This window comes from Serratia sp. CY76391 (assembly GCF_052166695.1).
GTDB lineage: Bacteria > Pseudomonadota > Gammaproteobacteria > Enterobacterales > Enterobacteriaceae > Serratia > Serratia nematodiphila.
This window is the reverse complement of sequence record NZ_JBJNOJ010000001.1, coordinates 316625-330772: the sequence shown is the minus strand read 5'-3', so window position 1 is coordinate 330772 and position 14148 is coordinate 316625. Positions and strand designations below refer to the sequence as shown.

Genomic DNA, 14148 nt, shown 5'->3' with positions numbered 1-14148 from the left:
ATCTGCTTGCCGGCCCCTCGGCCGGCAAGCGAGCGAACATTAGTCAATATTCAGCGCGTCGTTCACCAGAGCCTGCTGCTGCTTCTGGTGTACGGACATATAGCCCACCGCCGGAGAAGCGGAGGCCGGACGTCCTGCGTAACGTAAAGAAGCACCGAACGGCACCACTTCACGGAAGTTGTGCTGGCTGCAGTACCAGGCGCCCTGGTTCAGCGGCTCTTCCTGACACCAGACGAAGTCATGCACGTGCGAGTATTGCTCCAGCACGGCCTGCACGGCCTGATGCGGGAACGGATACAGCTGCTCGATGCGCACGATGGCCACGTCTTTCTGCTCGTTCTTGCGACGCTGTTCCAGCAGGTCGTAGTAGACCTTGCCGGAGCACAGCACGACGCGCTTGACCGCTTTCGGATCCAAGTCGTCGATCTCGCCGATTGCCGGCAGGAAGGTGCCGTTGGCCAGTTCGTCCAGCGAAGAAATCGCCAGCGGATGACGCAGCAGCGACTTCGGCGACATCACCACCAACGGACGGCGCATACCGCGCAGCGCCTGGCGACGCAGCATATGGTAAACCTGCGCCGGCGTAGACGGGACGCACACCTGCATGTTCTGCTCTGCGCACAGCTGCAGATAGCGTTCCAGACGCGCGGAAGAGTGCTCAGGGCCCTGGCCTTCATAGCCGTGCGGCAGCAGCATCACCAGGCCGCACATACGGCCCCATTTTTGCTCGCCGGAGCTGATGAACTGGTCGATAACGACCTGTGCGCCGTTGGCGAAGTCGCCGAACTGCGCTTCCCAGATGGTCAGCGTGCGCGGTTCCGCCGTGGCGTAGCCGTATTCGAACGCCAGCACCGCTTCTTCAGACAGCACGGAGTCCCAGACCTTGAATTCGCCCTGGCCGCTGTGGATGTTCGCCAGCGGAACGTAGACCGAACCGTTTTTCTGGTTGTGCACCACCGCGTGACGGTGGAAGAAGGTGCCGCGGCCGGCGTCTTCGCCGGAGATGCGGATCGGGATGCCTTCATCCGCCATGGTGGCGTAGGCCAGCGTTTCGGCGGCGCCCCAGTCGAACGGCTTGTTGCCTGCGGCCATCTCGGCGCGGTCAGCGTAGATTTTCGCCACGCGCGACTGCATTTCGATCGCTTCCGGCACGGTGCTGATGCGGCGCCCCAGCTCCTGCAGGCGCTTCATCTCAACCTTGCTCGGGTACTCTTCATCCCACTCGTGGTTCAGGTACGGTGACCAGGTGAAGGAGTGCAGGTTCATCGGACGCCACTCTTCAACCACGCAATCGCCGCGGTCGAGCGCATCACGATACAGGTTGACCATTTCCGTGGCATCTTCCAGGCTGGCCACTTTCTGTTCGGTCAGAACGTCAGCGTAGATTTTGCGCGGCGTAGGGTGTTTCTTGATCTTCTGATACATCACCGGCTGGGTGGCGCTCGGCTCGTCGGCCTCGTTGTGCCCATGGCGACGGTAGCAGACCAGATCGATCATCACGTCACGCTTAAAGGTGTTACGGAAATCCAACGCAAGGCGAGTGACGAAGGCCACGGCCTCCGGATCGTCCGCGTTAACGTGGAAGATCGGTGCCTGAACCATTTTGGCGATGTCGGTGCAGTATTCGGTAGAGCGCGCATCCAGCGGGTTGGAGGTGGTGAAGCCAACCTGATTGTTGATGACGATACGCACGGTGCCGCCCACTTCGTAGCCGCGAGCCTGAGACATGTTCAGGGTTTCCTGAACCACGCCCTGGCCGGTGATGGCGGCGTCGCCGTGGATGGTGATCGGCAGCACCATGTTGCTGCGCGCTTCGTCCAGACGATCGCGACGGGCGCGTACCGACCCCATGACCACCGGGCTGACGATCTCCAGGTGCGACGGGTTGAACGCCAGCGCCAGGTGAACCATGCCGCCTTCGGTTTCCACGTCGGAGGAGAAGCCCTGGTGATATTTCACGTCACCGGTGCCGAGGTGTTCTTTATGCTTGCCGGCGAATTCGTCGAACAGATCGGCCGGCTTTTTGCCCAGCACGTTGATCAGCACGTTCAGACGGCCGCGGTGGGCCATGCCCAACACCACTTCGCGCGTGCCGTTCTTGCCGGCGTGGCGCACCATCTCTTTCAGCATCGGCACCAGCGCATCGCCGCCTTCCAGCGAGAAGCGTTTGGCGCCCGGGAATTTGGCGCCCAGGTAGCGCTCCAGGCCTTCCGCCGCGGTCAGCTCGTTCAGGAAACGGCGTTTTTCGTCGGCGGTAAAGCTGGCGCGCCCCACCACCGACTCGATGCGCTGCTGGATCCAGCGTTTCTCTTCGGTGTTGGTGATGTGCATGTACTCAGCGCCGATCGACCCGCAATAGGTCTGCTTCAGCGCGGCGTACAGATCGCCCAGCTTCATGGTTTCTTTGCCGATGGCGAAAGAGCCCACGTTGAAGGTTTCCTGGAAATCGGCTTCGGTCAGGTTGTGGTAAGCGGGATCAAGGTCAGGAACTTGCTCGCGCTGCCACAGGCCGAGCGGATCGAGGTTGGCATGCTGATGCCCGCGGAAGCGGAAGGCGTTGATCAGCTGCAGTACCTTGACCTGTTTGGCGTCGGTTTCCGGATCGGTGATGGTGGTGTTGTAGCGCGCGGAGTCTTTCGCCAGGCGGCGGAAGTAATCGCGCGTTTGAGAGTGAAGCTGATCGGGTTTGACACCCGCGGTTGGTAGCTGTTGAAAAATGGAACGCCAGCTATCTTCAACGGAACCCGGATCGGTTAAGAAGTCTTCATAGAGCTGCTCTATGTAAGACTGGTTCGCGCCCGCCAGATAGGAGGAATCCAGCCAGGCCTTCATTGCGCCGTTCTGCATCATGATCCCTTAAGCTTTGAAGCTTTAGTTTTCGCCGTGGTTAACATAATTACCGTGATGAATACGGTTTGCCGTAAAACGGTTCACTCGACGTACTTGCGGCCATGTCGGCCCGATACGTTCTGTTATGGACCTTGCGGTCCCTTACAAGGAACCTCTAAAAACCGGCGGAAGAACCAGGCTGCATAGCGCCGCAGCCGCGGGTCAGTTTTTAGAGGTTCCCTCCCCTATGGGACGTGCGCCGGAAAAGAGCCCGGCGCAGCATCTCATTCCGTTTATGCGCCGCGTTGCAGCAGCATGGACTTGATATGCCCGATCGCACGCGTCGGGTTCAAGCCTTTAGGACATACACTGACACAATTCATAATGCTATGGCAGCGGAAAACACTAAAAGCGTCGTCCAGATCATCTAAACGTTCTTGCGTTTCCGTGTCACGGCTGTCGATCAGGAAGCGATACGCCGCCAACAGACCGGCCGGGCCGATGAACTTGTCCGGGTTCCACCAGAACGATGGGCAAGAGGTCGAACAGCAGGCGCACAGGATGCACTCGTACAGACCGTCCAGCTTGGCGCGCTGCTCCGGCGACTGCAGGTGCTCGCGCGCCGGCGGGTTCTTGCCGTCGTTCAGCAGGTATGGCTTGATCTTTTCATATTGGGTATAGAACTGGCCCATATCCACCACCAGATCGCGCACCACCGGCAGACCCGGCAGCGGACGGATCACGATCTTGCCGTTGCCTTTGCGCAGCGACGAAACCGGAGTGATGCACGCCAGGCCGTTTTTACCGTTCATGTTCAGGCCGTCGGAACCGCACACGCCTTCGCGGCATGAGCGACGGAACGACAGGGTCGGGTCTTTTTCTTTCAGCTGGATCAACGCATCCAGCAGCATCATGTCACGGCCTTCTTCCGCTTCCAGGGTGTAGTCCTGCATGTGCGGGGCGTCGTCGACATCCGGATTGTAGCGATAAATGGAAAATTCGAGTTTCATCTGTCGATCTCCGCAATTAGTAAGAACGCACTTTCGGCGGGAATGCCGGGCGCAGCTTCGGTTGCATGTTCACTTCGCGGCGCGTCATGCTTTCCGATTGCGGCAGATACAGCGAATGGCACAGCCAGTTGGCGTCATCGCGTTCCGGATAGTCGAAGCGGCTGTGTGCGCCACGGCTCTCGGTACGGAAGTTGGCCGACACGGCGGTGGAATACGCGGTCTCCATCAGGTTATCCAACTCCAGGCATTCGATGCGCTGGGTGTTGAACTCGCTGGAGGTATCGTCCAGGCGTGCGTTCTTCAGACGTTCACGGATCACTTTCAGTTCTTCCAGGCCCTTGGCCATCGCATCGCCTTCGCGGAATACCGAGAAGTTGTGCTGCATGCAAGACTGCAGCGCTTTGCGAATTTCGACCGGGTCTTCGCCGGAACGGGTGTTGTTCCAACGGTTCAGACGATCCAGCGAAGCTTCCACGTCGGAGTCGCTGGCGTCACGGCTCACGCCCTGCTCTTCCAGCGATTCCTGCAGGTGCATGCCGGCGGAACGGCCGAACACCACCAGGTCCAGCAGCGAGTTGCCGCCCAGGCGGTTGGCGCCGTGCACCGATACGCAGGCGATTTCGCCCACGGCGAACAGCCCCGGGATCACCACGTCTTCGCCTTTCTCGTTCACGGTCAGCGCCTGGCCGGTCACCTTGGTCGGAATGCCGCCCATCATATAGTGGCAGGTTGGGATAACCGGGATCGGCTCTTTCACCGGATCGACGTGCGCGAAGGTGCGGGACAGTTCCAGAATGCCCGGCAGACGGGATTCCAGCACCTCTTTACCCAGGTGATCCAGCTTCAGCTTGGCGTGCGGGCCCCAAGGACCGTCGCAGCCGCGGCCTTCGCGGATTTCGATCATGATCGAACGGGCAACCACGTCGCGGCCCGCCAGATCTTTGGCGTTCGGCGCATAACGCTCCATGAAGCGCTCGCCGTGTTTGTTCAGCAGGTAACCGCCTTCGCCGCGGCAACCCTCGGTCACCAGCACGCCCGCGCCGGCGATGCCGGTCGGGTGGAACTGCCACATTTCCATGTCCTGCACCGGCACGCCGGCGCGCAGCGCCATGCCGACACCGTCGCCGGTGTTGATGTGGGCGTTGGTGGTGGACTGGTAGATGCGGCCAGCGCCGCCGGTCGCCAGCACGGTGGCCTTGGCTTTGAAGTAAACCACTTCACCGGTTTCGATGCAGATAGCCGTGGTGCCGACCACCGCGCCGTCCTGGTTTTTCACCAGATCAAGCGCATACCACTCGGAGAAGATGGTGGTGTGGTTTTTCAGGTTCTGTTGATACAGGGTGTGCAGCAGCGCATGGCCGGTACGGTCGGCCGCGGCTGCGGTACGCGCCGCCTGCTCGCCGCCGAAGTTCAGCGACTGGCCGCCGAACGGGCGCTGATAGATGCGGCCGTCGTCCAGACGAGAGAACGGCAGACCCATGTGTTCCAGTTCCAGAATCGCTTCCGGGCCGGTTTTACACATATATTCGATGGCGTCCTGGTCACCGATATAGTCGGAACCTTTCACCGTGTCGTACATATGCCATTCCCAGTTATCCTCGTGGCTGTTGCCCAGCGCGACGGTGATGCCGCCCTGTGCGGACACGGTATGGGAACGGGTCGGGAAAACTTTGGACAGCAGGGCACAGGTCGAGCCCGCTTGGGAAATTTGCAGCGCGGCACGCATGCCCGCACCGCCGGCGCCGATTACGACGGCATCAAACTCTCTGACTGGCAGTTTCATTTAAGCACCCCACACTACGATTGTTCCGTACAGTAAATAGACCAGCAACGCGACCACGACAGCCAGCTGCAACACCAGGCGAACCGCCAGCGGCTTGACGTAGTCCGTCAGCACCTGCCACAGCCCGATCCAGGCGTGCACCAGAATCGACAGCAGGGTCAGCAGAGTGAACACTTTCGTAATGGAAGTGGCGAAGAAACCGCGCCAGATGTCATAAGTGAGTTCCGGAGCCGTGACGAAAAAGCCCAGGATATACAGGACGTACAGGGTAATGATGATAGCGGAAGCGCGCAGCAGCAGCCAATCGTGCACGCCGTTGCGCCCTAATGCAGAAACGTTGTTTACCATACGAGGACTCCAGCCAGAACTGACAGCACGACGGTCAGACCGATCGCCACCTGGGCGGAACGGGTGCCGGCGGCCAAACTCTCTTCGATGTAGCCAAAATCCATTAACAAGTGACGGATGCCACCGCAAATGTGATAGGCCAGCGCCGTGAGGATGCCCCAGAATATGAATTTGACGATGAAGCTATTCATGATGGCGGCCGCCTGCAGGAACCCCTCTTGGGAAGAGAGTGACAGGCCCAGCAGCCAGAGGAGGATACCCACGGCAACGAAGGTAATTACGCCAGAGACTCGGTGTAAGATAGACGCTATCGCAGTTACGGGGAACCGGATCGTTTGCAGATCCAAGTTGACAGGTCGTTGTTTTTTCACGTATTTGCCCACACAGCTCTTATTATTTTCCTTCCTCCGGGCCTGGGCGGGGATCAGACAGCGTTAAGAGCCTAAAACCCTTACACGTCACGCGCTCAAACATCAACATCCTCTGTGCTCAAACGGCGCGCATTTATAACGCTGGGTGCTCCTACTTCAGGGTAATCCGGAGACCTGGCGGCAGTATAGGAGGATCACATTCTGATTACAATTCTCATACAACCGCTTTGATAACATTTCCCCCGAACAGTGATTCAGATCACGGATTTCACAATTAGTGCAAAATTAATTATCTGATTTGACAAGAGATCAACATTTCCATTACATATAGGGGCACAAACGGTCCTATGATGCGCTATGGGTCAGCAGATACACTTCCTCCCGGGTTCGAGTTATGCAACAGTGTATTTGGCGAACCTATCCCAATAGCCGTTGTTTCCCGCTCGAGTTTGCCGGCGTCAAAAGCAAATAAAGCACACAAAAACAGATTATTGGGATAGGTTCACATCTCTTCGAACAGCTCATAGGTAAGATTAACAGACTATAACGAATTACTCTGAATCGTTAACAACTGGTCACCCGTCTCGTTCGCCTGGTCAGCACTCTGTACCCTACCCGCGCACAGTTGCGCAGTCGCTCACAGAGTTAGCGTCCGCACCATTTTTTGCGGGCAACCTGCAGAGATTTAAGGTATTTCAGTTGTTAGTGGTTTTTAAAATAAGGCGCTAAGGAGACAGTAAATGACTGATAAGAAAGCGACGCTAACCATTAACGACAGCGAAGCTCCGATCGAACTGGGCGTATTGACACCGACACTGGGCCCCGATGTCCTTGATGTCCGCGCTCTGGGTTCCAAAGGTTATTTCACATTTGATCCCGGCTTTACCTCCACCGCTTCTTGCGAATCCAAGATTACCTTCATCGACGGCGACAAAGGCGTGCTGCTGCACCGCGGCTTCCCTATCGAGCAGCTGGCGAAAGAATCTTCCTACCTGGAAGTGTGCTACATCCTGCTGTACGGCGAGACCCCAACGCCGGAAGAATTCGAAACCTTCAAGACCACCGTGACCCGTCACACCATGATCCACGACCAGATCACCCATCTGTTCCGTGGCTTCCGCCGCGATTCGCACCCGATGGCGGTGCTGTGCGGCGTGACCGGCGCGCTGGCGGCGTTCTACCACGATGCGCTGGACGTCAACAACGAGCGTCACCGTGAAATCACCGCGTTCCGTCTGCTGTCCAAAATGCCGACCGTGGCCGCGATGTGCTACAAATACTCCCTGGGCCAGCCGTTCGTTTACCCGCGCAACGATCTGTCCTACGCCGGCAACTTCCTGCACATGATGTTCGCCACCCCGTGCGAAGAGTACGTGGTGAACCCGGTACTGGAACGCGCCATGGATCGCATCCTGATCCTGCACGCCGACCATGAGCAGAACGCCTCTACCTCAACCGTGCGCACCGCCGGCTCTTCCGGCGCCAACCCGTTCGCCTGCATCGCGGCCGGCATCGCCTCCCTGTGGGGGCCGGCGCACGGCGGCGCCAACGAAGCGGCGCTGAAAATGCTGGAAGAGATCAAGACCGTCGAGCACATTCCGGAATTCATCAAGCGCGCCAAGGACAAGAACGACTCCTTCCGCCTGATGGGCTTCGGCCACCGCGTGTACAAGAACTACGATCCGCGCGCCACCGTGATGCGCGAGACCTGTCACGAAGTGCTGAAAGAGCTGAACAAGAAGGACGACAACCTGCTGCAGGTGGCGATGGAGCTGGAACACATCGCGCTGAACGACCCGTACTTCATCGAGAAGAAACTGTACCCGAACGTCGACTTCTACTCCGGCATCATCCTGAAGGCGATGGGCATTCCTTCTTCCATGTTCACCGTGATCTTCGCCATCGCGCGCACCATCGGCTGGATCGCCCACTGGAACGAAATGCACGACGAAGGCATCAAAATTGCCCGTCCGCGTCAGCTGTACACCGGCTATGCCGAGCGTGATTTCAAATCCCAGCTGAAAAACAAGTAAACCGTTTTACCGGCTGAAACGCACAGCGCCGCCCTTTCGGGCGGCGTTTTTTTGGGTTATTTCTGGCAGCCCGGGCACCAATAAAACGGCCGCGACGACAGCTCGGTACGCACGATCATCCCACCGCAGCGTTCACAGGGTTCGCCGCTGCGATGAAACACCTTGAAGCGAAACAGCGCGCCGTGATGCCGGTTGTCATCCGCCTGCCCGCGCGTCTGGTAGGAAAGGCGCGGCACCGCCAGCAATGCCTCCGCCAGGCGCCGCAACGCCTCTGGCGCCAGATCCTGTGGTTTGTGCTGCGGCGCCAGTTCGGCCTGCCACAGGATTTCGGCGCGCAGATAGTTGCCCAATCCGGCAAGAAACGCCTGGTCGAGCAGCATGCCGCCCAGTTGCCGGCGGCGAAAACGCGGCGTCAGCAAACGCGCCTGCACCTCATCCACCGTCAGCGACATGTCCAACACGTCGGGGCCGATGCGTTGCAAAAACGGGTGTTGCTCTATTTCCTCGCGCGGCCCGACGGTAATGTCGGAAGCGCTGTAGAGCAAAATCGCGCTATGAGCGGTTTCCAGCCGCACCCGCAGATCGCGTTTGGTCTCCGGCGCCTCCCCCGCCGCCACCACTTTCCACACGCCGTACAGCTGGTTGTGGCTGTACATCGTCAACCCATTGGAGAAATGGGTCAGCAGCGCCTTGCCGCGCGGCTCGATGGCGACGATACGCTCGCCGAGCAGACGCTGGCGATAGTGCTTCAACTGGGGAAAAGCGAAATCGACGGAGGTCAGCGGCTGATCGATCACCGCCGCCGCCAGTTTGTCCGCCGCCCGGCGGATCTCCGGTCCTTCCGGCATAGACCACTCCTTGCGTAGACCCGGCGCAGCCCGATGCGCCGGGGATTCTCTTGATTAATGCGTTGCGCCGCCCGCCACTTTCAGATCGTGTTCCACCTGCAACGCGATGGAAACGGCCAGCTCCAGCGCAAACAGCACCGTCGAGGCCGCCATGCTCGGTGCGCCGGGGTGCGCCGCCGCCTGTTCCGGCAGGTACGGGATATGAATAAACCCGCCCTTCACCTCGCGTTGGCCGCTCAACCGGTGCAGCAGGCCGTACATGACATGGTTGCACACGTAGGTGCCGGCGGTCTGCGAAACGGAGGCCGGAATGCCGGCCTCGCGCATCGAGCTGACCATCGCCTTGATCGGCAAGGTGCTGAAATAGGCCGCCGGACCGCCGGCGACGATCGGTTCGTCCACCGGCTGCTGCCCCTGATTGTCGGGAATGCGCGCGTCGTCGACGTTGATCGCCACCCGTTCAATCGTGATGTCGGTGCGGCCGCCGGCCTGGCCGACAGCCAGCACCATCACCGGCTGCACCTCGTCGATCGCCGCATTGAGCGCCTCCAGCGCCGCGCCGAACACGCACGGCAGCTGGCGCGCCACGATGCGCGTGCCCACCAGCTCCATATCATTGAGCTGCTTCACCACTTCCCAGGAGGGGTTGAGCCGCTCACCGCCAAACGGCTCGAAGCCGGTAATCAATACTTTTTGCATCCTTACTCCTACAGGAACATCAGGAAATACAGCAGGAACACGTTAACCAACAGCAGCAGCACGCCGGTCGGCACCTGCGCCTTGATCACCGCATTCTTGTCCGGCAGCTCCAGCAGCGCCGCCGGCACAATGTTGAAGTTCGCCGCCATCGGCGTCATCAGGGTGCCGCAATAGCCGGAGAACATGCCGATCGCCGCCATCACCGCCGGGTTGCCGCCGTGTTGCAGCACCAGGATCGGAATGCCGATGCCGGCGGTGACGATCGGGAACGCGGCGAAGGCGTTACCCATCACCATGGTCAGCACCGCCATACCGATAGCGTAGACCGCCACGGCGATAAAGCGGTTATCCACCGCCAAATACTCCTGGGTCAAATGCGAGATTGCGGTGCCGACGCCGGCGACAGTAAACAGCAGGCCAAGCGTGGCGAGGATCTGCGGCAGAATGAACGCCCAGCCGATCGAATCCAGCAAGCGCCGCGCTTCCTGCACCGGCTGCAAGGCCTTCTCATGGGTCATTTTCACCGCGATCGCCAGGCCAATCAGGCAGCCGACGGTCATAGAGAACAGGGTGATCAGCGTCGCATGGTTACCGCTGCCGAACACCGCGCTTTGCAACGCCGGAATGTTGTTGAACAGCAGCACGCCGATCACCGTCACCACCGGGATAGCCAGCGCGGGGATAAACAGCTTGTTGCCCAGGCGCTTGGCGCTGGCCTCGCGCTCCTGCGGCGTTCGTTGATGATAGCTGCCGAGGCGCACGCCGCCGAAGCCGGCGATCAGGGCCATCACCACCACCACCACGCCAACGATGATGTGCAGCATGCGTTTCTCGTTGCTGCCTTCGCCGAGCACGTCGCCCAGCAGGCGGTAAGTCCAGTCGCCGACCAGGAACACCAGGCCGTACAGCCCCCAAAACAGCCCGGTGGTGATGCGGCGCGGGTTGGCGCGATCGCGGAAGGACATCACCGCCACAATCAGCAGCACCGCGCCGGCCAGCCAGTAGAGATATTGTTGCTGGACGTTCATCGTGCTTCCCCCTTCGCCTGCAGCGCCGCCTGATTCAGCTGCGCCAGCTCGGCACTCAGCTGTTTATCCATCCGATACAGCCGGAAGGCGTGGATCAGGAAAGCGAAAATGGCGGTCGGAATGCCCCACAGCGCGATATGCAGCGGCTCGGTCTGAATGCCGCCGGACTCCAGCATAAAGTTGTGCATGAAGATGATCGCGCCGAAGGCCACGAAGATATCTTCGCCGAAGAACAGCCCGACGTTGTCGGTGGCGGCCGACATGGCACGCAGGCGGTGGCGGGTGCGCTCCGGCAGCTCGCCGTAGCGGTTTTCCGTCGCCCCTTCCGCCATCGGCGCCAGCAGCGGCCGCACCATCTGCGGGTGCCCGCCCAGGCTGGTCAGCCCCATCGCCGCGGTGATCTCGCGCACGAACAGGTACACGATCAGCAAACGGCCGGCGGTGGCGCTTTTGATCCTGGCGATCCACGCCTGCGCCCGCTCTTTCAACCCGTGGCGCTCCAGCAGGCCGATCACCGCCAGCGGCAGCAGCAGGATCAGCGGCAGGTTGCGGGTATTGAGAAAGCCCTCGCCGAGCTTTTCCAGAATGACGTCCAGCGGCATCAGCGCCGCCAGACCGGTGATGATGCCGGCGGCGATCACCACCAGCACCGGGTTGAAACGCAATACAAACCCGACCACGATAGCGGCGATGCCGATCAGTGGCCAGAGATTCACGGCCTGTTCCATAGTCTTCCCTCGATATTTTCTAATAGTTTTTTGCTTGTGATGTTGTGTCTTGCTTTACTGCTCCGCGCTGACGCGGATCCCCTGCTGAACAAAACTGTCCCGCAGCTTGCGCGCATACGCCAGCGCATGCTCACCGTCTCCATGCAGGCAGACGGTTTCCGCCTGTACGGCGGTCCAGACGCCATCGACGCTGCGCACCCGGTGATGGCGCACCATCTCCAGGGTTTGCGCCAGCGCCTGTTCGTCATCCTCGATCAATGCCCCCGGCAAACCGCGCGGCACCAGCGTGCCGTCGGCCTGATAACCGCGATCGGCGAACACCTCCTGCCGGGTGGTCAGACCGAGCCGTTGCCCGGCGCGGATCAGCTCGCTGCCGGCCAGCCCCACCAGCCGCAGCGCCGGATCGACCGCCTGCACCGCCCGGGCGATGGCTTCCGCCAGCGCCGGCTCAACCGCCGCCTGGTTGTACAGCATACCGTGCGGCTTAACGTGCACCATCACCCCGCCCTCGGCGCGGGCAATGGCCGCCAGCGCCCCGAGCTGATACACCACCTGCGCGTACACCGTTTCCGACGGCAGCTGCATGCGGGTGCGGCCGAAATTCTCCCGATCGGGAAAACTCGGGTGGGCACCGATCGCCACGCCGTACTGCAATGCCCAGCGCACCGACTGACGCATGGTCTGCGCATCGCCGGCGTGGAAGCCGCAGGCGATGTTGGCCGAACTCACCAATTGCAGCAGCGCCTGGTCGTTGGCGCAGCCCTCGCCGAGATCGGCGTTCAAATCAACGATCATGTAACCCCCAGGCAATCTGTCGAAGGAAGAGATCCTGCTCGGCCTTGGCGCGCTGCGCCTCCGCCAGAGAGCAGAGAACGAAGTGGATCGGTTCGCCGAGCCGGATCTGCGCCAAATGGTAGAGATCGGCTTCGATCACGCAGGCAATGCGCGGGTAACCGCCGGTGGTTTGCGCATCGGCCATCAGCACGATCGGCTGGCCGTTGTGCGGCACCTGCACCACGCCGGGCATCAGGCCGTGCGACAGCATCTCTCTCTCGGTGGTGCGTGCCAGCGGCGTACCGCCGTGCAGACGGTAGCCCATACGGTTGCTCTGCGGGCTGAGCTGCCAGGCGGCGCGCCAAAACGTATCTTGCGCCTCTTCGCTGAATTCGGCGTACTCCGGCCCCGGCAACGCGCGGATGCGGTTGGTGAACAGCAACTGCTTCACGCCACAGCGGGTTTGCGGTTCAGCGGCGGATTTGCCCAGCGGCAACCGATCGCCGTCCTTCAGATTACGCCCCTCGCACCCGCCAAAAGCGGCTTTCATGTCGGTGCTGCGCGAGCCCAGCATTTCCGGCACGGCGATGCCGCCGGCGATCGCGAGATAACTGCGCATGCCGCGCTTCGGCGTGCCCAGCACCAGCCGCTGCCCCTTTTTCACCGGGTAGCGCCAGCCGGTCCACAACGGCTTACCGTCCAGCTGCGCGTCGCAGCCGGCGCCGGTCAGGGCGATCCAGCCGGGACGGGTAAACTCGGCGCTGAACTGGCCGAGGGTGATCTCCAGCCCGGCGGCCTCCGGCGCGTTGCCCACCAGCAGGTTGGCGATCTTCAGCGCCGGTTGATCCAGCGCTCCGCCGGTGCTGATGCCCAAGCGGCGGAATCCCTCGCGGCCCAAATCCTGCACCGTGGTATAGATGCCGGCGCGCAGAATAATCAGCATACGCCCTCCTTCTGCGGCACAAAGCGTACGCTATCGCCTGGGCGCAGCAGCGTCGGCGGCATTTCATGCGGATTGAACAGCGCCAGCGGCGTGCGGCCGATCAGCTGCCAGCCGCCGGGCGTCGCCAGCGGATAGATGCCGGTCTGGCCGCCGCCGATACCGACGGAGCCGGCCGCCACCGCCAGACGCGGTTCGGCGCGGCGCGGCGTCGCCAGTTGTTCCGGCATGCCGCCCAAATAGGAGAAGCCCGGCTGAAAGCCGAGGAAATAAACCACATAGGCCGCCGCCGCGTGGCATTCCACCACCTGTTGCGGCGTCATGCCGGTATGACGCGCCACCTCATCCAGGTCGGGGCCCTGTTCCCCGCCGTAGATAACCGGAATATCCACCTGACGCGATTCCGGCGTCAGGCGCTCTTTGCTCTCCCACCCCTGCTGCAGCAATGCCAGCATCGCCTCGGCGTCGGCCTGCGGCGTATGCAGCAGCAGCGTCAGGTTATTCATCCCCGGCACCACTTCCCGCACGTCGGGGTGGTGATTCAGCTTTTCCGCCAGCGCCCAAATGCGCTGCTGGCTCGGTAACGTCACCGGCGGCGACAGTTCAAGCACTACCGCTCTTTCACCCAACAGGTAATAACGTGCTTGTTGCACCCTTATTCTCCTTATTATCGCGCTGAAAAACACACCAGTTATGCGTGACGCGGCCCCGGCTGTCAATAGAACGCAACCATAAGGAAAATAAGGAAATAGCGCGA

The 14148-nt window shown here is 60.9% G+C and carries 13 protein-coding genes; 1 reads left to right on the top strand and 12 read right to left on the bottom strand.

Annotation, left to right across the window (positions count from 1 at the left end):
* Positions 1-39 precede the first annotated feature (39 nt).
* The 5 genes from sucA to sdhC all read right to left on the bottom strand — a co-directional run bounded on the left by sucA (position 40) and on the right by sdhC (position 6353).
* The gene (gene sucA, locus ACJ8PN_RS01765; protein ID WP_015376976.1) at positions 40-2847 is read right to left on the bottom strand and encodes a 2-oxoglutarate dehydrogenase E1 component; all 2808 of its coding nucleotides are present in this window, start codon (positions 2845-2847) and stop codon (positions 40-42) included.
* Between the two features lie 275 nt (positions 2848-3122).
* Positions 3123-3839 (bottom strand): succinate dehydrogenase iron-sulfur subunit, encoded by a 717-nt coding sequence (locus tag ACJ8PN_RS01760; protein WP_015376975.1) that lies wholly within the window; start codon positions 3837-3839, stop codon positions 3123-3125.
* Between the two features lie 16 nt (positions 3840-3855).
* Positions 3856-5622, bottom strand: coding sequence for a succinate dehydrogenase flavoprotein subunit (gene sdhA / locus ACJ8PN_RS01755; protein WP_015376974.1), 1767 nt, complete (start codon positions 5620-5622; stop codon positions 3856-3858).
* Positions 5623-5970 (bottom strand): succinate dehydrogenase membrane anchor subunit, encoded by a 348-nt coding sequence (gene sdhD, locus ACJ8PN_RS01750; protein WP_004939891.1) that lies wholly within the window; start codon positions 5968-5970, stop codon positions 5623-5625.
* The gene (gene sdhC, locus ACJ8PN_RS01745) at positions 5964-6353 is read right to left on the bottom strand and encodes a succinate dehydrogenase cytochrome b556 subunit (protein ID WP_004939893.1); all 390 of its coding nucleotides are present in this window, start codon (positions 6351-6353) and stop codon (positions 5964-5966) included. Before sdhC ends, sdhD begins: the two co-directional genes overlap by 7 nt.
* A gap of 728 nt (positions 6354-7081) precedes the next feature.
* On the opposite strand from sdhC, the gene ACJ8PN_RS01740 reads away from it, so the two are divergent.
* Positions 7082-8374: a citrate synthase gene (locus ACJ8PN_RS01740; protein ID WP_016928730.1), complete on the top strand. Its 1293-nt coding sequence runs from the start codon at positions 7082-7084 to the stop codon at positions 8372-8374.
* A gap of 56 nt (positions 8375-8430) precedes the next feature.
* On the opposite strand, the gene nei is transcribed toward ACJ8PN_RS01740, so the two are convergent.
* The 7 genes from nei to pxpB are packed head-to-tail and all read right to left on the bottom strand — an operon-like array spanning position 8431 to position 14044.
* Entirely contained in the window at positions 8431-9222 is a 792-nt protein-coding gene (nei, locus tag ACJ8PN_RS01735; protein WP_171453487.1) for an endonuclease VIII, read from the bottom strand.
* 54 nt (positions 9223-9276) lie between these two features.
* Positions 9277-9921, bottom strand: coding sequence for a pyroglutamyl-peptidase I (pcp, locus tag ACJ8PN_RS01730; RefSeq protein WP_049186579.1), 645 nt, complete (start codon positions 9919-9921; stop codon positions 9277-9279).
* 8 nt (positions 9922-9929) lie between these two features.
* Positions 9930-10949, bottom strand: a complete 1020-nt coding sequence (locus tag ACJ8PN_RS01725) for a DUF979 domain-containing protein (protein ID WP_442534554.1) — start codon at positions 10947-10949, stop codon at positions 9930-9932.
* Positions 10946-11677 carry a DUF969 domain-containing protein gene (locus ACJ8PN_RS01720; protein WP_015376970.1) on the bottom strand — a complete coding sequence of 244 codons (732 nt, stop codon included), beginning with the start codon at positions 11675-11677 and terminating at the stop codon, positions 10946-10948. Before ACJ8PN_RS01720 ends, ACJ8PN_RS01725 begins: the two co-directional genes overlap by 4 nt.
* Before the next feature lie 54 nt (positions 11678-11731).
* A complete protein-coding gene (gene pxpA / locus ACJ8PN_RS01715; RefSeq protein ID WP_171453486.1) occupies positions 11732-12472 on the bottom strand; it encodes a 5-oxoprolinase subunit PxpA in 741 nt (246 codons plus the stop codon).
* Positions 12462-13394 carry a 5-oxoprolinase subunit PxpC gene (gene pxpC, locus ACJ8PN_RS01710; protein WP_171453484.1) on the bottom strand — a complete coding sequence of 311 codons (933 nt, stop codon included), beginning with the start codon at positions 13392-13394 and terminating at the stop codon, positions 12462-12464. The genes pxpA and pxpC overlap by 11 nt, the downstream gene beginning before the upstream one ends.
* On the bottom strand, positions 13388-14044 hold the full coding sequence (pxpB, locus tag ACJ8PN_RS01705; protein WP_099032706.1) for a 5-oxoprolinase subunit PxpB: 657 nt from the start codon (positions 14042-14044) through the stop codon (positions 13388-13390). Before pxpB ends, pxpC begins: the two co-directional genes overlap by 7 nt.
* Positions 14045-14148: the final 104 nt, after the last annotated feature.